Here is a 22086-nt window from a genome sequence, read left to right on the forward strand (position 1 = left end):
TCAGTCCTTTTCGGAAGTGTCGATGGAAGCGCCGCCGCCATGGCTGTCGCCGGCCTTCAAGGTGTGCGCGGCGATGGTGGTGCCGTGGGTCAGGGTCTGCCGGTCCTTCATCGCCTTGGCCCAGGCGGGTTGGCCCTGATCGGCGGCGGCGGGTGGAGCCGGCGGGGGCGTGTTGGGGCCCGGAATGATGGTGCCACCGGTGTTGGTGATCGCGGCACGGCCGCCATCGCGGAAAGATTGCTTCACGCTGTCGCCCGCCTTGCGCAGCGGCGAAGTCGCGGCACCGGCCCCTGCCTTGCCGACAGCGGCCATGCCGGAGCCGACGGCAGCCGGGCCGGACTTGCCTGCCGAACCGAGGGCATAGGCCATGGTCGCCCCGCCCGCAGCGCGCGAGCTGCCATGGGCGACGTTGGAAGCAGCCGAGGCGACCGCGCCGCCCGCCAGCTTGGCACCAGCAACAGCTCCGGCAGCAGCACCGCCTGCCAGCAAGGCGGTTCCCGCTGCGGCACCTGCGCCCAGCTGCGGCCCGCCCGAGACGATGCCATTGGCAACGCCTGGACCGAAGATGCCAAGGCCGAGCAGAGTCAGGCTGGCGAGCACGATTGAGAGCGCGTCCTCGATCGTCGGTTCGCCCGAAATCGCGCTGGTGAACTCGGTGAAGATGGTCGAGCCGATCCCGACGATCACCGCTAGCACCAGCACCTTGATGCCTGACGAGACGACATTGCCGAGCACGCGCTCGGCCATGAAGGCGGTCTTGCCGAACAGGCCGAAGGGGATGAGCACGAAGCCGCAGAGCGTGGTCAGCTTGAACTCGATCAGGGTGATGAACAGCTGAATCGCCAGGATGAAGAAGGCGATGATGACGATCGCCCAGGCGACCAGCAGGATGACGATCTGGAGGAAGTTCTCGAAGAAGCTGACGAAGCCCATCAGGTCGACGATGGCTTCGAGCATGGGCTGCGCGGCATCGAGGCCGACCTGTGCGACCCGGCCGGGCTGAAGTAGTTCGGCGGCAGAAAAGCCGGTGCCGCTGGCCTTGAGGCCAAGTCCGGCAAAGCTCTCGAACACGATGCGGGCGAGCGCGTTCCAGTTGCCGATGATATAGGCGAAAGCGCCGACGAACAGGGTCTTCTTGACGAGGCGCGCGATGATGTCCTCGTTCTCGCCCCAGGTCCAGAACAGCGCGGCCAGCGTCACGTCGATCACGATCAGCGTGGTCGCGACGAAGGCCACCTCGCCCGAGAGCAGGCCGAAGCCGCTGTCGATGTAGCGCGAGAAGATGTCGAGGAAGCGGTCGACGACGCCGGTGCCACCCATGTCACTGGTCCTTTGCTGGCTGGGGTTCGGGTGAGGATGCCGGAGCCGCGCCTTCTTCGGTCGCGTTCTCCGCCCCGCTTTTCAGCCCGAGGAACCGACGCCGCTTCTCGGCCCAGGCCGCGTGGCAATCGGGAGAGGACAGCGCAAGTTGGCCCATCCGCGCGCAAGCACGCAGCTGCAAAGGCAGCGGATCGCCATCCGGCTCGAACACGGTGGTCACTTCCACAGGCACAGGCTTTGGCTCCTCGCGCAGCTGGAGCGCGGTCATGGTCAGCGCCACGGCGACGAACCCAATCGCTCCGATCCGCGCGAAGAGCCTCATGTCCATCGCCTCAGTTCCGGAACATCTGGGCATTGGCGGGAACGTAACCGCGCCCCGGCGACAGGAAGCGGCGCAGCTGTTCGCGGGCCTGCGCCTTCGCCGCTGCCGCATTTGCGGCGTCGAGCGACTGCGCGCGGGCGAAGGCGGCGAGCGTGGCGGTAAGATCGGCGAGCTGCTGCGACTGGAGCGCAAGCAGCTGGTTTCCGGCCTGGGCGGCCTGCAGCGCACCGGTGGCCGACTGGCTGGCGGTGACCAGCGTCTGTACCGCGCTGCGCGCGCCTTCGATATTGCTGACAGCGCCCGCCTGGACCTTGAGCGCATCTTCGAAGGCAGCGACGCTGTTCTTCCAGCGCCCCTCGGCGGCCTGGACCATATCGCGCTGGCTGCCGGTCAAATTTCGCCCCGAATATTGCCGCTCGAACTCGCGTTCGATCTGCTGGACATCATAGGAGATGCGCTGGGCCTGGCTGAGGAGCTGCTGGGTCTGGCGGATCTGCTGCTGGAGCGGTTCGAGCACGCTGGTCGGCAGGCTGGTGAGGTTGCGCGCCTCGTTGATCAGCGAGGTCGCCTGGTTCTGCAAGGATCGGATCTGGTTGTTGATCTGCTCGAGCGTACGCGCGGCGGTGAGCACGTTCTGCGCGTAGTTCGAGGGATCATAGACGATGCCGCCGAAGCCGAACTGGGCATAGGCGGGCGCAGGGGCCAGGGCGGTGGCGGTCATAGACAGCACGGCAACACCGGCGGCGAGCGCATGGGCAAGACGGGGGGACTTCATGGGGCTTACTCCTTGGGTTGGCCCGAAGGGGGATTGGGGTTTCGGGCGGGGGGAACGGATGGCGGTGCGGGCAGCATATCGGCCGCCCAGGCGAGGCCGCGATGGCGCAGCCAGGTCGGCGCGAAATCGTCAGCGCCATAGGCTTTGGTCAGTTCGCCGATCGCGAGCTGGTCGACCTTCGACGAAGTGGCGGTGAAGGCGAGCGCGACTTCGCCGAGGCCCAGTTCGAACAGCCGGTTACCGCGCGCCGACTGGCAGTAATAGTCACGCTTGGGGGTGGCCCGGGCGACGATCTCGATCTGCCGGTCGTTGAGCCCGAAGCGGCGATAGATCGAAAGGATCTGCGGCTCGACCGCGCGTTCGTTGGGGAGGAATATCCGGGTCGGGCAGCTCTCGATAATGGCGGGCGCGATCGCGCTGGTCTCGATGTCGGCAAGGCTCTGGGTCGCGAAGACCACACTCGCATTCTTCTTGCGCAGCGTCTTGAGCCATTCGCGCAGCTGCGCGGCGAAGGCCGGGCTGTCGAGCACCAGCCATCCCTCGTCGATGATGATCATGGTCGGCGAGCCGTCGAGGCGGCCCTCGATGCGGTGGAACAGGTAGGAGAGTACGGCGGGCGCTGCTGCCGAGCCGGTCAGCCCTTCGGTCTCGAAGGCCTGGAAGCTCGCTTTGCCCAGATGTTCGACCTCGGCATCGAGCAGGCGGCCAAACGGACCGCCGATGCAATAGGGTGCGAGCGCCTGCTTTAAGGCCTGCGACTGGAGCAGCACGGCGAGTCCGGTCAGGGTGCGTTCGGCGATGGGCGCGGTGGCGAGCGAGGTCAGTGCTGACCAGAGATGCTCCTTGGTCACCGGATCGACTGCCACGCCTTCGGAAGCCAGGATCGCCTGGAGCCATTCGGCAGCCCAATTGCGCTCTGCAGGTTCGTCGATCCGCGCCAGCGGCTGCAATGACACCGCACCGGCACCATCATCCGACAGGCTGGTGCCCCCCAAGGACGAACCCAGGTCCTGCCAGTCGCCGCCGCAGGCCAGCGCCGCCGCACGGATCGAGCCGCCGAAATCAAAGGCGAAGACTTGTGCGTTCCCGTAGCGGCGGAACTGCAGCGCCATCAGCGCGAGCAGCACCGACTTGCCCGCCCCGGTCGGGCCGACGATCAGCGTATGGCCAACGTCTCCAACGTGTAGCGAAAACCGAAACGGGGTTGAGCCTTCGGTGCGCGCATAGAACAGCGGCGGCGCGGCAAAATGCTCATCGCGTTCCGGCCCGGCCCAGACCGCCGAAAGGGGGATCATATGTGCGAGATTGAGGGTCGAAATCGGCGGTTGCCGAACATTGGCGTAGACATGGCCGGGGAGCGAGCCGAGCCAGGCCTCGATGGCGTTCATGCCCTCGACGATCACGGTGAAATCGCGGCCCTGGATGACCTTCTCGACCAGACGCAGCTTCTCCGCCGCAAGCGAAGGATCCTCGTCCCATACGGTGACGGTCGCGGTGACATAGGCCTGCCCGACATGATCGGCGCCGAGTTCCTGCAGCGCCTCATCGGCATCGGCGGCCTTGTTCGAGGCGTCGCTGTCGAGCAGCGTCGAAGCCTCGTTGGTCATCACCTCCTTGAGGATCGCGGCGACCGACTTCCTCTTGGCGAACCACTGCCGCCGGATCTTCGCGGTCAGCTTGGTCGCATCGGTCTTGTCGAGCATCACTGCGCGGGTCGACCAGCGATAAGCGAAGGCGAGGCGGTTGAGTTCGTCGAGCAGCCCCGGGAATGTGCTGCTGGGAAAGCCGACCACGGTCAACGTGCGCAGATGCGCGCGACCAAGGCGTGGTTCGAGACCTCCGGTGAGCGGTTCGTCGGCGAGCAGCGCGTCCAAGTGCATGGGAGTTTCGGGAACGCGGACCCGGTGGCTGCGGGTCGAGATGCAACTGTGGAGGTAGGTCAGCGTTGCGCTGTCATCGAGCCATTGGGCCTCGGGCACGAAGCCTTCGACTAGCCGCAACAGGCGGTCGGTGCGGTCGACAAACAGGTCGAGCAATTCCTTGGGGTTGATCCCCTTCTCGGCCTTCCCTTCATAGAGCCAGCTCTCGGCGCGAGCAGCATCCTCGGCGGGCGGCATCCAGCACAGGGTCAGGAAATAGCCGCTCTCGAAATGCGCGCCTTCCTCGGCGAACTGCGCAGCACGCTCTCGTTCGACCAACGCGGAGGCCGGATCGGGAAACTGGCTGTCAGGATAATCCTGTGCCGGACGGCGCACCGCCTCGACGAAGATCGCCCAGCCCGAACCTAGCCGCCGCAGCGCAGAATTGAGCCGCGCCGTGGTCGCGATAAGTTCGGCGGGCGTCGCGCTGTCGAGATCAGGCCCCCGAAAGCGTGCACTGCGTTGGAAGCTGCCGTCCTTGTTGAGCACCACACCGGGCGCGACCAGCGCCGCCCAGGGGAGGAAGTCTGCAAGCCGGTCAGCCTTGTTCCTGTATTCGCGAAGCGAGAGCATCGGCTCAAACCCTCAGATAGTTGGGAAAGCGCAGATGCCGCCGCGCGACATCGACGAACTGCGGATCGCGCCGCGCCGCCCAGACCGAGACCGCTTGGCCGAGCGCAAAGATCACCACGCCAGCGATCCACAGGCGCAGGCCCAGCCCGATCGCGGCGGCCAGCGTCGCATTGGCGATGGCAAGGCCGCGCGGCGCGCCACCGAGCAGGATATGCTCGGTCAGCGCGCGGTGGACCGGCACCACGTAGCCAGGGACGCTTTCGGGCGGCGCGGCGTCCATCAGACGAGCGCTCCGCCGCCGAAGCTGAAGAACGACAGGAAGAAGGACGAGGCGGCAAAGGCGATCGACAGGCCGAACACGATCTGGATCATCCGCCGGGCGCCGCCCGAGGTGTCGCCGAAGGCCAGCGCGAGGCCGGTGGCGATGATGATCATGACCGCGACGATCTTGGCGACGGGGCCCTGGATCGATTCGAGGATCGACTGGAGCGGCGCTTCCCATGGCATTGACGAACCGGCGGCATGGGCGGGCGCGGCAACGGTAAGAGCAACGCAGCCGCTGAGCATGGCGGCGGACAGCCGGGCACGGGCGCGCGAAAAGGTCTGGATCACGTATTGTCTCCTTGGACGTGGGGGATGAAGGGAAGGATGCGGTAATCGCCTTGGCTATCGAGCCCGGTGACCTCAGCGAGTTCGGCCAGCCGTCGTCCTGTGCCGTCGCGGACCAGCACGGCGATGACGTCGATAGTCTCAGCAATCAGCACTCGCGGCACGGTGACCACGCTTTCCTGGATCAGCTGTTCGAGCCGCCGCAGCACACCAAGTGCGGACCCGGCATGGATGGTGCCGACGCCGCCGGGATGTCCGGTGCCCCAGGCCTTGAGCAAGTCGAGCGCCTCGGCCCCGCGGACCTCACCAATCGGAATGCGATCGGGCCGCAGCCGCAGCGCCGAACGGACCAGATCGGACAGCGACGCCACACCATCCTTGGTGCGCAGGGACACGAGGTTGGGCGCGGCGCATTGCAACTCGCGGGTATCCTCGATCAGGACCACCCGGTCATCAGTCTTAGCGACCTCGGCGAGCAGCGCGTTCGTGAGCGTGGTCTTGCCGGTCGATGTGCCCCCGGCGACAAGGATGTTCTTCTTCTCGCCGACAGCGCGGGTAAGCGCGTCGGCCTGTCCCTGTGTCATGATCCCGGCCGCGACGTAGTCGGCAAGGGTGAACACCGCGACGGCGGGCTTGCGGATCGCGAAGCTGGGTGCTGCCACGACCGGCGGCAGCAGCCCCTCGAACCTCTCTCCCGTATCGGGAAGCTCTGCCGACACCCTCGGCGCTTTGGCATGAACCTCGGCCCCGACATGGTGCGCGACCAGCCGGATGATCCGCTCACCATCGGCAGCAGACATGCCTTTTCCCGTATCGGCGATCGCGGCTCCCAGCCGGTCGATCCAGAGCCGCCCGTCGGGATTGAGCATGACCTCGATGACCGAGACATCTTCCAGCCAGGCCGCGATCTCCGGCCCCAACGCGGTGCGCAACATGCGCGCCCCGCGCGACGATGCTTCGGACCGGATCGGAATGACGCTCATGGGATGCCCCGTTCAGATGAGGCAACCGACCATCGGCTGCGCTCGCGAGGCAGATCAAAGAGACATTAGTTCGGGGGAACGCAACAGCGCGTTGTGACGAGCGTATGGTGGCGAAAAGGGAGAAAAAATCGGCGGCATTTCTCCATAGAGAAATCATGACGTGCCCGACGCGGAGACCCGTGCTTCTGGTTTGGGAAGCAGGAGCAAGCGATTCGAATGGCCCGGAGCCTTTGAAGAAACCCCTTGAATGTCTGAATATCCGACATTATAGGGGGTTTATGTAGGAAACTGATGTGAGGCAGAGATGGCGACAATTGCCCCTCCAGCACCAACAATCACAGCGTTCCCGAAGGGCGACGTGATCAAGGCATTGGTTGATGAGCTTCTCGAAGTGGCTCGGACAGAAGCGCAATTGCGCGGCATGGCATTGCCTCAAGATCAAGCCGGGGCGATGGCGATGTCGGTCCCTCTGGATTCACTTTCTGTAGTGGATACGCTTTGCGCCATCGAACCTGTGGTGGGTTTTGAGTTGCGCGAAAGTCTCGTCCGCACAGGCGGCTACAATTCTATCGACGAAGCGCTGGGACATCTCTTGCCTCGCATCGAAAAGGTCTGGGTGAAGAAGACGAAGGGAACCAAGCCATGAACCACGTGGCGATTGATCAAGGTGTCGATGATGAAACAGCTCGTCGCCAGCTCGGTGACCGCTTGCGCGAAGCACGCAAATATCTGGGCCTCAAACAGGACGAGGTTGCCAGTTACCTCAAGATCCCGCGCACGGCACTGACGGATATCGAGAATGGCCAACGTCGAGTGGAAGCGATTGAATTGACGCGCCTTGCCAAGCTCTATCGCCAATCTGTTGGCTATTTCACCGGAGAGGATGTGGCCTCAGCGAGCCTGCCCGTCGATGTTGCGCATCTGGCTCGCCGGGTTGCCGACCTTTCTGCCGATGACCGGGCGGAATTGGGACGGTTTGCGGAGTACTTGCGGTCACGCTCCGCTGGCGGACAGGCCTGATCCATGGCTCTGGACTATGAGGGCGCGGTCAGGGCCGGCGCAATGGCGGCTGGGCGCCTTCATCGTCGGTTGGGAACGCAGGCGTTCATCGAACAACACGGAGGCAATGTCGATGTGTTCGGTACAATTCATTCGCTTGGCCTGCCGCTTCTTCTGCGTCCACTCAAAGGCCTGCTTGGTGCCTATCTGAGTTCGCCCGCGCCCGGCGTCTTGGTGACCACCGAGCGCCCCATGAGCATCCAACGATTTACCGCTGCCCACGAGCTTGGGCATTTTGCGATGGAGCATGAGCCAAGCCTCGATGATGAAAGCATCCTGCGGCGGATGCCGATGAGCCCGGAACCGGGCAGCAAATTCGAGGAAACTGAGGCCGATGCGTTCGCCATCGCTTTCATGATGCCTAAATGGCTCGTTGCGCAACACTGCGCACGCCAAGGATGGACCACAGCCGATCTGCGACATCCTAACATTGCATATCAGCTCTCGCTTCGCATCGGCGCCAGCTATGAAGCGACTTGTCGGACTTTGGTCCGGTACAATCTCATCACGACCGCAATCATGCGCGACTTGCTCGCAACAAAGCCTCGCAGCTTGAAGGTCGACCTGCTGAATGACTACAAGCCCTCCGATTATCGGGGCGACGTTTGGTTGCTGACCGAGAAGGATGAGGGCGCGCGCCTAGACGGAAGCCGGAACGACTTGTTTGTGCTCAAACTCACCGAGCACAGTGGGGGCGGCTATTTGTGGGACCTCGACCAGTTGATCGCTAGCGGATTCGCGGTGGTGAGGGATGAGCGCGAGGCGTTCGATGCGGAGGCGATTGGCGGTCCGGTGGTGCGCAGGGTCACTGCCGCTCCGGAAGCGGCCCACCGTGGACGCATGTCCCTCAATGAGCGTCGTCCTTGGCAGCCGGCTAGCGCCAATGCGAGCCTGACGATCGATTACGACCTGACCGGCCCGGAGCAGCAAGGCCTTTCACGCGCCGAACGGCGCCATCTGCTTGAGGCCGCCTGACGCGTCATGATCGATATCGTTACCGACCTTCGGCCGCTGCTCGGCGCAGTGCGCGATCAGGGAGCACGGCCAACCTGCCTTGCGTTCGCCGTAAGCGATGCGCACGCGGCGCTCCGGGATGGATGGTCTCCTCTGTCCTGCGAGTTCGCATTTTTTCACGCGCACAGGCGAAGCGGCACCACCCCGGAACAGGGTGCAAGCCTATCGTCCATGCTTGATGCGCTGCGCCTTGATGGACAACCCGCAGAAAGCGGTTGGCCCTACCTCGATATCGTTCCTGCTGATTTGTCGCATTGGGTCCCTCCGACTGACGTCGGCCCGCGATTTGGACGCAATGGGGCGGCAAACAGCTGCATCATCCCTTCAATTCTTGAAGCCCTCGACAGCGGAATGCCGGTGCTACTCCTGACGATGCTTTCAAAGTCGTTCTATGCGCCTTCGAATGCGGGGATCGTTGATCCTGCCAAGGGTGAGGATCCCGATCCGGCGTTGCGACATGCTGTCGTAGCTGTGGGGCACGGAACCACGAGCGACCAAACGGCAATCCTCATCCGCAATAGCTGGGGTGCCGAATGGGGAGAGGACGGCCACGCTTGGCTGACCGAGAAATTCCTGTCGCCGCGCCTCTTTGCGACGGCCATCCTGACGGAGGACATCGATGTATCTTCCCGTGCCGCCGCAGCCTGATTGTGTCTCAGCCTGGCTGGAGGCCGTGCGCCTTGTAAACGCAAGGCCGGGGCATCACGATCACAATGTTGTAATCGACGTCGCAAATCCATCGGAGCGAGCCAGTGTTTCCGATCCAGTGGTCGCTGAAGTCGATGCCTTCTTCGAGAAGCGTGACACGAAACGCATTGAGACGGTTGCGAATACGATCTTTCCAGCAGCCCTCTATCGACGATACGGATCTCCCGCATTCTTTGATCGATTTCGAGACAAGGTGCTGCCTAAGGTCCGCTCTCAGGGAAAGAAGAGCTGGTCAGGCTACTACTTCGAGCGGATGATGCAGCTGCCGCAGCCGGAAGGTGAACCGATCAATCAGTTGACCGAAATCATTGGGCGACTGAAAGATCCGAATGTCCGGGCGCTAAACAAGTTCGAACTCAGCGTGTTTGATCCGGCCCGAGATGTAGATGGGTCGCCCTATGGCGGGCAGTGCCTCAGCTTTGCCAGCTTCAAGCTCATCGGCGATGGCAACGAGCGAAGGCTGGCTTTGACCGCGATGTATCGCAACCACTACTATATTGAGAAATTGCTCGGCAACTTGATCGGACTTGGCCGTTTGCTGCAATTTGTGGGCGAGGAGTCCGGGATTGCAACGGGGTCGCTAACGGTCATGTCGACACATGCGACGGTCGATGTGAAGAACGGCAAATGGAATCGCGGCGACATCGACACACTTCTGGCGAATTGTGATCAGGCGAACGCGTTGGCGCTTGCCGCGTAGGCTGCACTGAGCGGAAGTTCGGGCGACGCGACAGGCTCTTCAGCAATGCCGTAGAGGTCAAACATTCCATCGATGAATTCACGTTGCCCGCCGTAACTGGGATGCCGGATGGCAGTGATTGGAATGTCGAGACCTTCGAGCGCCATATGCGCATCGCGGCCAATCGCGACAATGCGCTTGGGCTGAATCATCGCCATGAGTGACTGCAACAGCGGCCAGGTCGCTTCGCGTTCCGCACGGGTGTGGCAACGGTTGGACATTGGATCCCCAGCCTCATGGGGGTGAAAGGGAAAGACATTCCAAAGCATCACAGGCTTGCCGATGCGATTAAGGACCTGCCAGACAATGGCGGCGGTTCTTTCTGCTACAGCTGGTCCGTCGGTGGCACGTTCGAGCGCAATTCCCCCCATCAAGGCTGATGCCTGGGTGAGATGTATCTCGTCGGTCAACGGCACGCCGGTGCGGCGACCACCGCGATAGCCAAGGTCACGAGCGACCCAGATGGTTTCCACCTGGACATCGAGTGCGGCGGACAGCACGCGTTCAAGATTGGAACGGCGGCGAGCAGCGGCATCACGGCGGTCATGTAATTCGCAACGATCTCTCCAAGGATTAAAAACTGAGGGGAGGTCTGCGGCCGCCAGAGCTGAAACGAAGGTCTTTGGTGTCATAGCGGCAACTCCTTGATGCGCAGCCGGCGATGAGCGAAATCAATCCCGATTCGCGCACGCCTGTTTTTCTGGAGGAAGCGGAAAGCCGCATAACCCTGGAGAACTGCTTCTTCCCAGAGCCAAAGCGGACAGCGGTCAGCCTCGTATCCGGCGACGAATTGGCGGACATGCTTGAGCATGTCTAGCGGAAGTCCACCCCGCTTCACTCCTTCGAAGAAATTGAGCTGTTGGGCCTGACCAAAAAGCCAGGATGTAACGCCTTCTTCGATCAGAATGGCGCGCGCGCCATCTTCTGCTTCGTCGAGCTTGGGGTCGCTCTTGCGCTTCAGCCGCAGCAAGGCCCGGATGACGGGTGACCAGCCTAGCACCGCTACATAGGCATAGTGGAATACGTCGTGGAATCGATAGTCGTCCTGTTCGATCGCATTGTCTGTCAGGCGGTCACCGACATACACCCCGCGCGAACGCTGAAACACATAGTCCTGTCCGCGAACTGTCCGTTCGTAGACATCGATCTCCATCTTTCACGGCAATTGTTCTTCGGCGTCTTTGCCATCATCAAACGGCGGCGGGTAGTCGCGCTTACGCGGCCAACGATCGAAGATCTTCTGCAAATTCTTGAATGCAGCGATCTCGAGCGTAACGCCTGAATCGTTTGCGGCATTGATCAGGCAACGCATGATTGCGACCAGGTGAGTAGCGACTTCCGCTCTATGGCGAGTCGAGTTGCTTCCCTCAACTTTGCGAGCGAGCAATCCGACCTCGCCTGCCAAGGCCAACAGGCTGTGTTCGAATGCCGGTGTTGGTTCACGGGATTGCGGCATGTGGGCGGGCTGCAATTCGTGAAGCGTTAGTGCCGCGTTGTTCCCGGCTACGAATTCAACATCCGGCCTTCGCGCTGCCGCAGCAATATCGCTGAGTGACAGGCGATGACGGCGCGCAATGGCTGCCAGGTACCAGAGTACATCGCCGATCTCTTCCGTGACCGCCGGGGCGTAACCGAGATAGGAAGCGGCATCGCGTTGCTTCTTCTTGGCTTCGGCAAGGAGGCTGCCGGTTTCACCGAACAGCCCAAGCATAGTGAAGCCAACCGTACCCGGACCTTTACGCTGGTCGGTCCGGGCGGCTTCCTGAGCGTAATGGTCAACGGTCAGACTTGCGAAGTCATCCACCATCAGCTGCGCTTCCTACGATCGGTAATTGCTCCCTCCGGCACGACGACACCGTAGGCGGCGAGCGCACGCAGAACGACCATTCGGATTGGTTCGCGAGTATCGAGGGAACGCTGCCCCAGATCTCGTTTGGTGGCGATTGGAACCTGCACCTGAAGATGGTCATCGCCTTCATCCTCTGGATCCTGATCAAGTTTCATGAAAATAATAAATCATATTTTCATGAAAATAGGAAGCGACTAGTTCCTGCGAAGCTAGCGAGATGTCAGCGACCTAGTCGATCGGTGCCTTCCAACCTCCGGGCCAGTGCCTGAACAAAGCCGTCGTAACGGTCCTTGCCCATTGTCTGGGCAACTGCCGCACCCGCATCAGGCAGTGGCGGATTTGAGGTGAGCCAGAACCGCACGAAGAGCGCCAAAGCCTCGTTTCCGACCTCAACGGCATGCTCCACATTTTCCATTTGGCGAACGACCCGATCAATTCGGCGACTGAATGCGGCCTCCATCCGCTCTGTACCATCGGGCGAAAGGAACGAGATCAGGGCGGTCTCGACGATCTCCGCCTGCGACACCCGCTTGCGGATCGCCAACTCAGCGAGTTGCTTTGCGACCTCAGGTGACAACCGAAATGTATGCTTCGACTTCACAGTTCGATCCCATCGCCGGGGTCGAGCGCCGCCTGCCGGGAATTCGCGATCATCCTGGCACGCAGTCGTTCGGAACGAGTCGCATCGTCGTCGGTGTCACTATCACCGCCAAAATCGAACTCGTTGACCTGAGGGGTGGACTGGGGGGCGATGTCGACATGGATTGGCAGTTCGGGTTCGCGGCGGACACCGCCGTTGGCCTGATCCTCATCCATCGAAGTCTGCGGGGTCACCGAACGGACCGGCTTCACGACGGGCAACTGGCTCCAGTCATCGGCCGGCAAGTCCCCAGTTCGGTCCTGCCTTGGCTGGGGCGGCTTCTGGATACGACCTTGAAGACGCGGATCGGCATAATAGCGCGCCTTTTTCGCCCGCACGGGCGGTGCGCCTGACAGCATGACAATCTCGTCGGTTTCGGGAAGTTGCAGGATTTCTCCCTGGGTCAACAATGGCCGGGAGGTTTCCGAGCGGGAAATCATCAGGTGACCGAGCCAGGGCGAAAGCCTGTGGCCGGCGTAATTCCGCATTGATCGCTGCTCGGTCGCAGTACCAAGGGATTCAGACACCCGCTTGGCGGTGCGCTCGTCATTGGTCGCGAAAGCGACACGGACATGGCAGTTGTCGAGGATCGAGTTGTTGGCACCGTATGCCCGTTCGATCTGGTTGAGCGACTGCGCGATCAGGAACGCCTTCAACCCATAGCCTGCCATGAAAGCCAGTGCGCTCTCGAAGAAGTCGAGCCGACCAAGCGCCGGAAACTCGTCGAGCATGAGCAACATCCGGTGCTGGTCCTTGCCTGCTTCAAGTTCCTCGGTCAGGCGGCGTCCGATCTGGTTGAGGATCAGCCGGATCAGCGGTTTGGTCCGGCTGATGTCGGAAGGCGGCACCACCAGGTAGAGCGTGACCGGCTTCTTGCCATCGACGAGATCGGCAATCCGCCACTCGGACCGTCGCGTGACTTCCGCGATGACCGGATCACGGTATAGTCCGAGGAACGACATTGCCGTCGAGAGCACACCGGAGCGTTCGTTTTCAGACTTGTTGAGCAACTCGCGCGCCGCACTGGCGACGACCGGATGCGGACCCATCTCGCCCAGATGCGGCGTAGTCATCATGGCCTTCAGCGTGGTTTCGATGGTCCGGCTCGGATCGGAAAGGAAGGCGGCAACACCGGCGAGCGTCTTCTCCGGCTCAGCGTAGAGGACATGGAGGATAGCGCCTACCAGCAAGGCGTGACTGGTTTTCTCCCAGTGGTTGCGTTTCTCTAGGCTGCCTTCGGGATCGACCAGCACGTCGGCCACGTTCTGCACATCACGCACTTCCCACATGCCGCGCCGCACTTCGAGCAACGGATTGTAGGCAGCCGACTTGAGGTTGGTCGGGTCAAACAGCAACACGCGGCTGAAGCCAGAACGGAAGCCTGCGGTCAGGCCCCAGTTCTCGCCCTTGATGTCATGGACAATCGCCGAACCGGACCAGGTTAACAGGGTCGGGATGACAAGGCCGACGCCCTTCCCCGAGCGGGTCGGTGCAAAGCACAGGACATGCTCGGGGCCATCATGGCGTAGATAGCTGTTGTTGAACTTGCCGAGCACGACCCCTTTCTCGCCAAAGAGCCCAGCCTTGGTGATGTCGCTGCGGGTTGCCCAATGGGCCGAACCATAAGTGTTGGAATTGCGGCTCTCGCGACCGCGCCAGACCGACATGGCGATAGCAACGACGATGGCGACGAACCCGCCTGAGGCTGCAATCAACCCACCCTGCTCGAAGATTGTCGGCGCATAGGCCTCGTAGGAAAACCACCACCAGAAGAGGTCATAGGGCCGATAGACTGGGTGACCGAACAGCGCGAACCAGGGCGCGCCCAGTTCAGGCTGGAAACCGAGCGCCGAGGCGGCCCACTGGGTTGCGGACCAGACGCTCGCCAGGATGATCACGAAGACGGCCACTACCTGGCCCCAAAGGATTTTTGCAGCTGACATCGCACGAGCGTGTCAGTTTCCGGCCGCGTCTTTCAAGCCGTTGTTGGTGGCCGTCGCAGAGTGGCGTTAAAGATGTTGCGGTGGAGTGCTTGAGTTCTGGTATCGGCAACCAGTTCGGACCGATCAAACCCTGTCCGCCTTGTCGAACCTCAGCTCGTTTGTTCGAGCCCTCCGATACCCAACTCGAACCTTGCGCCGGCCTCACGCAAGATATTTACCAGTTCGAGCGAGGCGTGATGGGCAGCCAATGCCTCGTCGCGCGTGCAAGGTTCCTCGCCATATCGAATGCCTGGTTTGCACTGGATTGCGGCGACTTGGTTGTCAGCGTCAAAGACCAAACCCGTATCGGCAAGTGTCTCGCACAAGCCGGCAAGCCCATGTGTGAAGCCAAATTTGGCACCAGCACGATCGATCGCGGCCTTTAGAACTTTCTCGGCAGCCTGGAGTGATGACCATTTGGACTCACCGTAACGGCCACCACGCGCCATCAGCCCATTGATTGCGGCCTCGACATCACCCCGAGCGATGAACATCAAACCATGGTCGGTACTCTCGAGCGTGAACGCGGCAGGCACAGAGACCTCGAACGCGGCACCGATCGCATCGAGTGCAACATCGGACAAGCGTCCAGCTTTGGCAGCAGTCATCCCTTCCACCAGCTGTGTGATGTTGCAGGTTGCGGGGCCACGCCCGATGCCCGGGTTGGGCAACCACTGCCGCGTCAGCACGAAATTCACGCTGCCGAAAATACGAGGAACGCGCAGGACATATAGGTCGCCATCAAGCAAGATCACCATCCGTCCCGGACACGGATCCTCCTTCAGCCGATCGCCGTAATTATCGCGATACCACTGGTTGATCGCCTCACTCAGCGCGGCATTCTCACGCAATTCCGGAGGCAAGCGTGCGAGGTCGCCGCCAAGCGGCATGTTAAGATTATACGTCATCGAGACTTCGCGCACCGCAAGCATCGGTCGGGTCGGGATATCGACGCCTTCATTGGAAAGCTTGAAGTCGATCTGCGCCATCATCGCTTCGAACTCTGGCCCACGCGCCGGCGGACGTTGCAGCGTCATATACTACTCCTCGCACATCACTGGGTTCGGGCACAGCGCAACCCTCAACAAAATGCCAGTGCTTAGCACGAGATAGGAATGCCGCCACAGAGCGCTACGCGGCATGAAGTATCAATGTTGTAGAAGCCTCATTCTCAGGCTTGGGGCCAGAGCCTTGCTCCCTATATCCCGATCCCGCGCGAGCGGCCCAGGGCCCAGTCGATCCCGCCGCCCGGCTTGATCGTGCCAGTGACATGCCGACCAAGGTGCTTGTCGAGTTGCGGCCGCCACGGGACCAGTTCAAACCCCAGCCCACTATCGATCATCGCAAACCGGCCCGAAGCGAGCTGCAGCCGCTGGCGATAGGTGCCGGACACGGTTTCGCCTTCAGCACTTGGCCGATGTGGCAACCCAGTCTGTTCAGTGAGGGCCTCACTTGCGGCAGCGAGGTCACGATCGCGCAGAGTGGTCAGAAGATTGCGGGCCAAGACAATCCGACCGCCGTGCTTGGTCGCGAGACCTTCCGAGACCAGATGTTCTGCCCGGTCGCGCTTTGCCTGCTCAATCATATCGCCAAACCCGCCGCCCGACTGAACCGGATCAGACGACAGCAATTGTCGGTCGAGCCAGGTGCTCCCGCGCGCGGTCACCTGTTCGGCCAGCGTCAGGTCAGATTGAACCCAGAGCGACTGCCCCTGCCGGCCGCGCCGGTCGGTCCAGCTGCGCAGTTCGACGATTGCGCCAGGAGCGGCGTCGCCGGTCTGGTCGAGGTCGGCAAAACGAAGGTAATGAATCCGCCCATCTGCGCCATCGACGACGGCATAGGCTTGCCCCCCGAGTTCGTCTTGCAGTCCGCGCCTGACGAGGCGGCCAATGATGGGTTCGTCCGTTGCGGCAGGGTGCATCGCATACCGCCCCGGATCGGCTGCGGCGCCAAGTTCCGTCATGGCCCGGTGCATGGTCTTGATGATGTCACCACGCACACCGAGCTGGCGCAGCGTTGGTTCGATGTCGGGTTTGAGTGACCAGCAAGCGGGCGCGATGCTAGTCGCCAACCCAAGGCGTTCAAGCTTGTCCGCTCGACCGATCAAGTGCCGGTCCAAGGCCGACTGGCCCTGCAGGGGATCGCGGCGAAGATCGATGACGCCGCCCAGTTCATCGGCCATCCGCTGGAGCCGCCGGTCAAGACTGGTCCAGCGATCGACCCCAACCTCACGGGCAAGCACCCGGTCAATCTCGCGCTCGCTGCGCGGACCCAATTCCATGGTGACCCGCTCTTCGGCACGGCCGCGCATGCCTTGGCGGATGTAGTCCTTGTCGATCACGAGATCACGCCCATCGTCCGCCTTGCCGCGCAGCAGGATATGGATGTGCGGATTGTCGGTGTTCCAGTGATCGACGGCGACCCAGTCCAGCCTTGTGCCCAGATCCTGTGCCATGTCGGTCATAAGTTCGCGGGTGAAGGCGCGAACGTCGGCCAGGTCCCCTGCATCCTCAGGCGAGACGATGAACCGGAAATGATGCCGGTCGTCAGCACAGCGTTCTGCGAAGGCGGTCCCATCGACAGAAGCACCGTCGCTCCCAAACAGTTCGGCATCCTTCCCGTCACGGGTGACACCGTCGCGCTTCAGATAGCTGACGTGGCGCGCCAGCGGGGCAGCCGAGAAGCGGGTGCCCACGTGCCGGACCACACGGGCCTTCACCAGCACACGGCGCTGGCCCTGCCGAGCGCGCATGCGCAGGACGGCGCTGCGGCCACGAGCATTGCGACCCGTGCCGCGCCCACTGCGCCCGGCGATGCCAACCCGCCCGGTCTTGTTCGAAAGCGCCCGGACCTGGGCGACCAGCGATCGGGGCTTAGCCGAACGCCTGCCCCGATCCCTGACCCGTCCCGGCCTGACATTGAAGTCGTCGTCGTTCACGGGATTGGACGGTAGAATTGACGCGACGGCGCTGAAAATGGCAGAATTGCGCCATTTTTCGGTAAAGATGCCAGCAGGGGTTTCGAAGCGATGGCGCTGATAGACGAGCAATTCCAAAGACCTCCACCCCACCCGACGGCGCTGCTTTTATCTTGCCATCCTCTGTCTTCCTGCGTCCCAGCTCCCGATCGTCCGCACAGACCTGCGCCAATCCTCGCCATGACACGCCAGAGTGCAAAGGGAGCGATCACTGCGGAATGCTCCCCGAAACGGGCGCGAAGAGGCCGTCGGGTTGGATCAGCGAAGCAGGAGATGATGAGGGCGGCGCGGCGGCGGCGAAGCTGCCGGATGCGTCCGCCGGCGCGACCTGGCGCGCGGCGAACAGCTCAGCCTGTGTCCAACTCCCGCGAACTGACTGCACGGGAGATGCACTGGCAAAGACAGTTGCGCTGCGTCCGGGCTGCAGCATCGGCGCAATCCGTGCGATGTAAGCGCGGGTTTCGGAGGGCAGCGGCTTGCCGCGATCCCGCCAAGCCTCGTAGCGGCCCGGCCCTGCATTGTAGGCCGCGAGCATGCCGTAGGCACCGTAGCTATCGTACATTTCGCGCAGGTAAGACGTGCCCGCCAAGATGTTATCGCGCGGGTCGAACGGATCAGCGCCGAGGCCGAACCGTGCGCGCTGGCGCGCCCAGGTTCCCGGCATCAGCTGCATCAAGCCCATCGCACCCGCTGACGATATCGCATCGATCCGGCCTGCGCTCTCGGTGCGCATCACCGCATAGATCCACGCCTCGGGAATGCCGAAGCGCTGCGAGGCCTCGGCGACGTGCGCAGCAATGTCGACGATGCGCGGCTGCGCCCGTTCGGCAGCGACCTGCGGAAGCGCAGGCGCGGAACTGAACAGGGCGAGCGCGAAGCAGGCGATGCGCAGCGAGCCAATGAAGCGCATCGCTCAGCCCGCCTTTTCGTGACGCGAGGGGCGCGACCAGACCAGAACATGGGCATTGCCATCATCCTGGAACAGATTGGCGCGCAGCGGTTGGATGAAGGCGGGATCGTCGATCTGGAGCGAGAGATAGTCGCCTGCCTTCTCGCCGACATGCTTCCAGGCCGCACCCACTTCGCGCGCCTCGTCGCCTTCGCCTGCCATCACGCGGTAGTCGGGCGCGTTGTCGCTGTCCGACGGATCGGCCGGGACGAGGGTGAGATCGATGTCGAGCGTCAACGTATGCAGGTGCCCGGTATAGCCGCCATCGGCGGCAACAAATGTTCCGATCTTCATGGGTCAGTTTCCTTCTGCTTGGGGGATGAAAGGGTCATTGGCGCGAGGATCGGCGAGCAGCTGATGGTCGCCATCGCCCGCTTCATCGGTCCAGACTGGCTTGGCGCGGCCGATCACGTCGCTCATCCGCAGCACACCAAAATAGCGGCCATCGAAGCTGTCAGGCGCTGCCGGGCTCATCACGAACAACTCGCCCGAACGCAGCGTAATGCAGCCTGCCCAGACTGGAAGCGGTCGCCCCAGACTATCGCGGGCACGCGCTGCGCCAACATATTCACCGTCAATGGTCACGCCGTGGGCGAAGCGGCAGACCCGCTGTCCGCGCAGCGCGGCAATGCGCTTCAGCAGCGGAACGCCGCGGGGCAAATAGTTTCGTTCGGCGAGCAGGCGACGCATGGCGGGCGGCGGTTCGACCGCGACCCGCTCGCCAACATGCAGGCTCGCCTTGCCGCGAATGAGGTAGAGACCTGTGGGCACGGAAGCCGTGGCATTCCACACCGCGTAACGCGAGACCGGCACGGTCAGCGTCGCGAGGGTGGCGGCAGCAACGATGCCAGCGAGGAAGTATCGACGCCGGATCATGGCAGGAGCGCCTTGCGCTGAAGCCATGCGCGATGGCGCGCGGGGCTGTAGCCGCGCGGGCGCTCGCGCCCCGCCATGCGGTTGTGGACGTGCCGCCAGTGATCGGGCGCAACCTCGCAAGGGTCGATGCCCGACGCCTCGATCGCATCGATCAGGCGGAAGACCTGTGCGACCTTGGACCAGCCCTTGACCGACAGGAGGAGGTCACCGCCAGGATCGACCTGATCAATCGATGTGCAAGACTCGTCCGCCGCAACCGCGCGCACGATGTCGAGCGTTGAGCGGATCGTGCCATATTCGTTGGAAGCCCAGCGCACCAATGCGAACACCTGGCCTGCGGCATAACTCTCGATGCGCTGCCTGCGGTCGATGATCCGCTCTGCCACCGGCTTGCCGAATTTGAGCCAGTCCTCGCGCTCGCCTTCGCGCCAGACCAGCGTGACATGGGTCAGCGGCGCACCATCACCTACCCTCGTCTCGGCAGGCCTGCGCGGCGGAGCTGCGTCGTTCGTCCACAGGCGTTCTGACGTTAGCAAGAATCCGAAGGCTTCTTTGTTAGCATAGTTAAGGGAGCCGGAACGCGAGGGAATCTGCGGGCTTAGGGGCCGTTTCGGTTCCCGATAGTCCGAACTTTGGGTTCCTGATCGTCCGAGTATGGCGGTTCCTGATAGTCCGAACGTCATGACGACATATCCACAGGGCGCAGACCGACGCGCCGCATAGCGATTTCGAATGGATCGGCGGGCAGCGCTGCGAACATCAGCCGCTCGCGGCCGAGTGCGTGTTCGATGGTGAGCTGGTAACCGGGGAGCGCTTGTCGGCGCACGATGTCGCGCAGCTCGAAGGCGAAGCGCTTGAGCGGTGACAGGGCGCCGGACTTCATATGCAGATGCTGGAAATCGAAGCTCCAGCCATTCTTCTGCTTTCCGCCATGCTTGCGCACGAGCCGGTAGAGCCAGCGTTCGAGGCCGCCGGTCAGCGCGAAATAGTCCGGGTCGATGGTCAGCACGAGCGCCTGGTCGATCACACCCTCGTAGAACCAGTCGGGAATGATCATCTCGATCCCGAGCGCCCGTCCCGAGCCGTCGAGGCGCTCTTTCCATTCGTTGATCCAGGAGAAGCGGTGCCGCCGCCGCGCGTCGCGCTGGCGGATCGAGGTCGCGATCGTGGTCGATTGCAGCCGGTCGAGCCCGGCCTTCAGCCGCTCGTAGCTGGCCTTGCCGGTGCCGCGCCGGGTGAAGGCGAGGATCTCGTGCGGAGTGGCGGCGATCAGCCGCGAAGTCGGTCGGCCCATGTCGCGCGCTTCGACAATCTGGCTGGCAACCCAGATCAGCACGTCGGCGTCCCAGATGGTCGCCATTCCGTGCTCAGCGGTCGCCTCGACCAGGATCGAGACCTCGCCCATCCGGAAGTCGATGGGCTTGACCCGTTTCGACTTGGCGAGACTGAAGAAGGGCCAGGCCATCAAATCCTGCGTATCGCGGGTAGCGATATCGCCACCGGCACTGACGAACAGGTCGAGCTGGGCCGGACTGGCAGCAAGGGCGGACATGCGCGGCATGGATCGACCCTCAGCGCCGCACCGGCGGGGTGTAGCCATCGAGCCGCTTGGCGGGATGGACCACGCCCTTGCCCGGATCGCTGGTTGAACGCCGAAGACCCTGTTCTGCCCAGGCATCGAGATCGGCGAGCGCGTAGACGATCCGCCCGCCGAGCTTGCGGTAGACCGGCCCGGTCCCGAAGCAGCGGTGCTTTTCCAGGGTGCGGGCCGAGAGGCCGAGATGGACAGCGGCATCGGGCGTCCGCAGGAAACGGGCAGTTACAGGCGTGGGTCTGGCATCCATGGCAAGGCTCCGGCGAAGATGGGATGCGACAGCGGGCTGTCGCTGGGGTTCGCGAGCTTTGGCGTGGCAGCGGCGCCTTGAGGGAGTGACAGAGTGAGCAAGGGCGCAAATGTCACCCCATGGGCCGCGTCAGCGGTGGTGGAGCAGCGACCGGTATCCGCTGGCGACGAGACGGCGCGCAGCGGCCGTCAGGCGCAGGACATGGCGCCGTTCGCCGGAGCCCTTCCATTCAGCACCCTTCAGCGGTCGGTGATTGGGGAAGACAATGCCGAAGGCGAGGTCGCGCGAGGAGGCCCCGGCCTCCAGCGCGTCATGCAGTGCGAGCAACTGGACCCACCGGGCGCGTTGGTAGACGGTTGGCACTGCCGCGCCATCGATGCTCGCGCGTTTGCCCTGCGTCACCCGCTGGAAGCGGGTAGCAGCGGCGAGCCGCAAAGCGCAGGTAGGGTCACAAGGGATCGTGAGGGTCGGGACGGTCAGGCCTGGCACCTTGTGCACGCACAGTCGCAGGCGCGCTGAAGCGATGGCGACGACTGTATGGCGTTCGGTGTCACTGGCAAATTGGGCCAGCGGTTCAGAGCCCGGCGGAAGCGGGATCGCACCAGCCCAATCCGAAGCGTCGAGGGTCACGACATCGGGCGCAATCTCGGGCGACCAGAGTGCAGGCGATTTGCGAACGTTGGCCTCTGGATCGGTGGGGAAAGCAAAGGCCCCACCGCCCGGCCAGGCCCTCCAATTCTTCTTTTTTCTTGGAAGGTTTCCCGGCGATGCGTGCCAGAGTGTCGGCATGGTCTTGCCGGTAGTCGCGATTGCGATTCAGGAATTCCTGCGCGAAATCCGCGTAGTCGTGATCGCAATACTGATCTGCGGTCGATGGTGACCGCCAAGACGAACCACCGGACATGGCAACCCCCGAATGGCACAGGCGGAAAGGCCAAGCGTCAAATG

The 22086-nt window shown here is 62.9% G+C and carries 28 protein-coding genes; 5 read left to right on the forward strand and 23 right to left on the reverse strand.

What is annotated here, in order from left to right; translation table 11 throughout:
* The 7 genes from trbL to trbB are packed head-to-tail and all read right to left on the reverse strand — an operon-like array spanning window position 1 to window position 6501.
* Window positions 1–1320 carry a P-type conjugative transfer protein TrbL gene (trbL, locus tag VR863_RS12505; RefSeq protein WP_324828801.1) on the reverse strand — a complete coding sequence of 440 codons (1320 nt, stop codon included), beginning with the start codon at window positions 1318–1320 and terminating at the stop codon, window positions 1–3.
* A gap of 1 nt (window position 1321) precedes the next feature.
* Complete coding sequence (trbK-alt, locus tag VR863_RS12510) at window positions 1322–1642, reverse strand: putative entry exclusion protein TrbK-alt (RefSeq protein ID WP_324828802.1); 321 nt, start codon at window positions 1640–1642, stop codon at window positions 1322–1324.
* A 10-nt stretch (window positions 1643–1652) separates the two neighbouring features.
* Entirely contained in the window at window positions 1653–2417 is a 765-nt protein-coding gene (gene trbJ, locus VR863_RS12515) for a P-type conjugative transfer protein TrbJ (RefSeq protein ID WP_324828803.1), read from the reverse strand.
* 5 nt (window positions 2418–2422) lie between these two features.
* The gene (trbE, locus tag VR863_RS12520) at window positions 2423–4909 is read right to left on the reverse strand and encodes a conjugal transfer protein TrbE (RefSeq protein WP_324828804.1); all 2487 of its coding nucleotides are present in this window, start codon (window positions 4907–4909) and stop codon (window positions 2423–2425) included.
* A gap of 4 nt (window positions 4910–4913) precedes the next feature.
* Entirely contained in the window at window positions 4914–5189 is a 276-nt protein-coding gene (locus VR863_RS12525) for a VirB3 family type IV secretion system protein (protein WP_324828805.1), read from the reverse strand.
* The gene (locus VR863_RS12530; protein ID WP_324828806.1) at window positions 5189–5521 is read right to left on the reverse strand and encodes a TrbC/VirB2 family type IV secretion system protein; all 333 of its coding nucleotides are present in this window, start codon (window positions 5519–5521) and stop codon (window positions 5189–5191) included. Before VR863_RS12530 ends, VR863_RS12525 begins: the two co-directional genes overlap by 1 nt.
* Window positions 5518–6501 (reverse strand): P-type conjugative transfer ATPase TrbB, encoded by a 984-nt coding sequence (gene trbB / locus VR863_RS12535; RefSeq protein WP_324828807.1) that lies wholly within the window; start codon window positions 6499–6501, stop codon window positions 5518–5520. The genes VR863_RS12530 and trbB overlap by 4 nt, the downstream gene beginning before the upstream one ends.
* Before the next feature lie 304 nt (window positions 6502–6805).
* On the opposite strand from trbB, the gene VR863_RS12540 reads away from it, so the two are divergent.
* The 5 genes from VR863_RS12540 to VR863_RS12560 are packed head-to-tail and all read left to right on the forward strand — an operon-like array spanning window position 6806 to window position 9982.
* Entirely contained in the window at window positions 6806–7147 is a 342-nt protein-coding gene (locus tag VR863_RS12540) for a hypothetical protein (protein WP_324828808.1), read from the forward strand.
* Window positions 7144–7521, forward strand: a complete 378-nt coding sequence (locus tag VR863_RS12545) for a helix-turn-helix domain-containing protein (RefSeq protein ID WP_324828809.1) — start codon at window positions 7144–7146, stop codon at window positions 7519–7521. The genes VR863_RS12540 and VR863_RS12545 overlap by 4 nt, the downstream gene beginning before the upstream one ends.
* A 3-nt stretch (window positions 7522–7524) precedes the next feature.
* On the forward strand, window positions 7525–8535 hold the full coding sequence (locus tag VR863_RS12550) for an ImmA/IrrE family metallo-endopeptidase (RefSeq protein ID WP_324828810.1): 1011 nt from the start codon (window positions 7525–7527) through the stop codon (window positions 8533–8535).
* 6 nt (window positions 8536–8541) lie between these two features.
* Window positions 8542–9222, forward strand: a complete 681-nt coding sequence (locus tag VR863_RS12555; protein WP_324828811.1) for a C1 family peptidase — start codon at window positions 8542–8544, stop codon at window positions 9220–9222.
* Window positions 9194–9982 carry a hypothetical protein gene (locus VR863_RS12560; RefSeq protein ID WP_324828812.1) on the forward strand — a complete coding sequence of 263 codons (789 nt, stop codon included), beginning with the start codon at window positions 9194–9196 and terminating at the stop codon, window positions 9980–9982. Before VR863_RS12555 ends, VR863_RS12560 begins: the two co-directional genes overlap by 29 nt.
* On the opposite strand, the gene VR863_RS12565 is transcribed toward VR863_RS12560, so the two are convergent.
* From VR863_RS12565 to VR863_RS12640, 16 genes are all read right to left on the reverse strand, one after another.
* Window positions 9952–10653 (reverse strand): uracil-DNA glycosylase, encoded by a 702-nt coding sequence (locus VR863_RS12565; protein ID WP_324828813.1) that lies wholly within the window; start codon window positions 10651–10653, stop codon window positions 9952–9954. The genes VR863_RS12560 and VR863_RS12565 overlap by 31 nt on opposite strands.
* Window positions 10650–11174, reverse strand: a complete 525-nt coding sequence (locus VR863_RS12570; RefSeq protein WP_324828814.1) for a hypothetical protein — start codon at window positions 11172–11174, stop codon at window positions 10650–10652. Before VR863_RS12570 ends, VR863_RS12565 begins: the two co-directional genes overlap by 4 nt.
* Window positions 11175–11177: 3 nt before the next feature.
* Window positions 11178–11828 (reverse strand): nucleoside triphosphate pyrophosphohydrolase family protein, encoded by a 651-nt coding sequence (locus tag VR863_RS12575; RefSeq protein WP_324828815.1) that lies wholly within the window; start codon window positions 11826–11828, stop codon window positions 11178–11180.
* Window positions 11828–12025: a hypothetical protein gene (locus VR863_RS12580; RefSeq protein ID WP_324828816.1), complete on the reverse strand. Its 198-nt coding sequence runs from the start codon at window positions 12023–12025 to the stop codon at window positions 11828–11830. The genes VR863_RS12575 and VR863_RS12580 overlap by 1 nt, the downstream gene beginning before the upstream one ends.
* 65 nt (window positions 12026–12090) lie before the next feature.
* The gene (locus VR863_RS12585; RefSeq protein ID WP_324828817.1) at window positions 12091–12471 is read right to left on the reverse strand and encodes a ribbon-helix-helix protein, CopG family; all 381 of its coding nucleotides are present in this window, start codon (window positions 12469–12471) and stop codon (window positions 12091–12093) included.
* Window positions 12468–14453 (reverse strand): conjugal transfer protein TraG, encoded by a 1986-nt coding sequence (locus VR863_RS12590; protein ID WP_324828818.1) that lies wholly within the window; start codon window positions 14451–14453, stop codon window positions 12468–12470. Before VR863_RS12590 ends, VR863_RS12585 begins: the two co-directional genes overlap by 4 nt.
* 149 nt (window positions 14454–14602) lie before the next feature.
* Window positions 14603–15529 carry a HEPN domain-containing protein gene (locus VR863_RS12595; RefSeq protein ID WP_324828819.1) on the reverse strand — a complete coding sequence of 309 codons (927 nt, stop codon included), beginning with the start codon at window positions 15527–15529 and terminating at the stop codon, window positions 14603–14605.
* A gap of 161 nt (window positions 15530–15690) precedes the next feature.
* Complete coding sequence (locus VR863_RS12600) at window positions 15691–17430, reverse strand: relaxase/mobilization nuclease domain-containing protein (protein ID WP_324828820.1); 1740 nt, start codon at window positions 17428–17430, stop codon at window positions 15691–15693.
* Window positions 17431–17677: 247 nt separating this feature from the next.
* Entirely contained in the window at window positions 17678–18379 is a 702-nt protein-coding gene (locus tag VR863_RS12605) for a lytic transglycosylase domain-containing protein (protein ID WP_324828821.1), read from the reverse strand.
* A 3-nt stretch (window positions 18380–18382) separates the two neighbouring features.
* On the reverse strand, window positions 18383–18712 hold the full coding sequence (locus tag VR863_RS12610) for a DUF736 domain-containing protein (protein WP_324828822.1): 330 nt from the start codon (window positions 18710–18712) through the stop codon (window positions 18383–18385).
* Between the two features lie 3 nt (window positions 18713–18715).
* On the reverse strand, window positions 18716–19294 hold the full coding sequence (locus VR863_RS12615; RefSeq protein WP_324828823.1) for a S26 family signal peptidase: 579 nt from the start codon (window positions 19292–19294) through the stop codon (window positions 18716–18718).
* Window positions 19291–19830: a DUF2840 domain-containing protein gene (locus VR863_RS12620; protein ID WP_324828824.1), complete on the reverse strand. Its 540-nt coding sequence runs from the start codon at window positions 19828–19830 to the stop codon at window positions 19291–19293. Before VR863_RS12620 ends, VR863_RS12615 begins: the two co-directional genes overlap by 4 nt.
* A gap of 143 nt (window positions 19831–19973) precedes the next feature.
* On the reverse strand, window positions 19974–20855 hold the full coding sequence (locus VR863_RS12625) for a replication initiator protein A (RefSeq protein ID WP_434784990.1): 882 nt from the start codon (window positions 20853–20855) through the stop codon (window positions 19974–19976).
* A 10-nt stretch (window positions 20856–20865) separates the two neighbouring features.
* Window positions 20866–21138, reverse strand: a complete 273-nt coding sequence (locus tag VR863_RS12630) for a helix-turn-helix transcriptional regulator (protein ID WP_324828825.1) — start codon at window positions 21136–21138, stop codon at window positions 20866–20868.
* Window positions 21139–21267: 129 nt separating this feature from the next.
* Window positions 21268–21768, reverse strand: coding sequence for a DUF2285 domain-containing protein (locus tag VR863_RS12635; RefSeq protein ID WP_324828826.1), 501 nt, complete (start codon window positions 21766–21768; stop codon window positions 21268–21270).
* A complete protein-coding gene (locus tag VR863_RS12640; RefSeq protein WP_324828827.1) occupies window positions 21713–22042 on the reverse strand; it encodes a transcriptional regulator domain-containing protein in 330 nt (109 codons plus the stop codon). Before VR863_RS12640 ends, VR863_RS12635 begins: the two co-directional genes overlap by 56 nt.
* Window positions 22043–22086: the final 44 nt, after the last annotated feature.

It is taken from the genome of Qipengyuania zhejiangensis, from assembly GCF_035607565.1.
GTDB classification, from domain to species: Bacteria; Pseudomonadota; Alphaproteobacteria; order Sphingomonadales; family Sphingomonadaceae; genus Qipengyuania; species Qipengyuania zhejiangensis.